Consider the following 1,188-nt stretch of genomic DNA (forward strand, 5'->3'; position numbering starts at 1 on the left):
CGCTATCGACAAAGCGAGCGATGGATTCCAGGACAAAGCCGCCGATACGCGTCGCGCCGGTTGGTGTTATGCCGATATAGTCATTGTATTTTAGTCCGCCGTCGACGATCTTTCGCAGGCCGCCATTGTGGGTGGGGTCCGCCTGGACCTGGCCCTTTTCACCGACAAACTCGATCTTGAAATCGACAAGCGAAGGATTGTCACGCGACAGGATCCAGCTGTTCTCCATGGTCACGACCGTGCCCTTGGAAAATTCAAGCACCGAGACATGGAAATCCTTTGTATCCACGCCGCCGGCCGACAGGGTCCCCGAGCGGGCGACGGAATAAACCCGTACGACCTCGTCCGCCAGGATGAAGCGCAGGACATCGACCAGATGACTGCCCAGGAACCAGAGTGCAGAAGACTTCGCAGCCCAGCTCAACATTTCGAACGGAACGAATGTCGTATTCGAAAGACGCGCGGTGCCGTGCTTTGCCAAGCCGATCTGGCCGCCCTGGATCATGTCGCGGACCTGGGCGAGGATGGGATTCACACGATTATGGAAATCAATCATCAGCTTGCCCTTGGAGTCTACAGCGGCCGCAGCAATCTCCTCGGCTTCGCGCACTGTCGTCGCAAGCGGTTTTTCGCTCAATACGTGTTTGTCGGCTTTCAGAGCGGCCAGAATGATCGGCGTGTGGGTAAAGTCAGGTGTCGCAACCGAGATCGCATCGATCTCATCGCTGGAGATCAGCTTGTGGTAATCGGTGAAAGCCTGTGTTGCCCCGAAGCTTTCTTTCATCTTCAACGCCCTGCCCTCATCAAGGTCGCAGACGCCCACCAGCTCGGTCTCCGGCAGGACATTAAAGGTATGGGCATGATTGCCCCCCCAAAGACCGGCGCCGATGACACCCATTCGCAGTTTGCTCATTGCATTACTCCATTCATAAGGGAAAACTCAGCCCTTCACCGAACCAAAGGTGAGGCCTCGAACGACGTATCGATCGAAAACAAGGAAGATGATCATCGGCGGTATCATCGCGAGCACTGCGGCGGCGGCGATGTAGTTCCACGTCACGCCGCTTGTCGCGAAATATCCAAGTGTTCCGATCGGAAGGGTGGCGGTGGAGCGCGAACTCAGCACCAGCGGAAAAGCCGCGTTATTCCATGCGAACACGAAGGCAAACATCGAGGTTACGATGATGC

At 56.3% G+C, this 1,188-nt stretch carries 1 protein-coding gene and 1 pseudogene; both read right to left on the reverse strand.

What is annotated here, in order from left to right; all coding sequences use genetic code 11:
- Positions 1-913: Gfo/Idh/MocA family protein (locus AC1D1Z_RS37605; protein WP_477853919.1), on the reverse strand; the 913-nt coding region annotated here is incomplete at its 3' end.
- A gap of 27 nt (positions 914-940) precedes the next feature.
- Positions 941-1,188 (reverse strand): annotated as a pseudogene (locus tag AC1D1Z_RS37610) (carbohydrate ABC transporter permease); the annotation flags it as partial.

The organism is Rhizobium sp. P1_E1 (assembly GCF_056406015.1).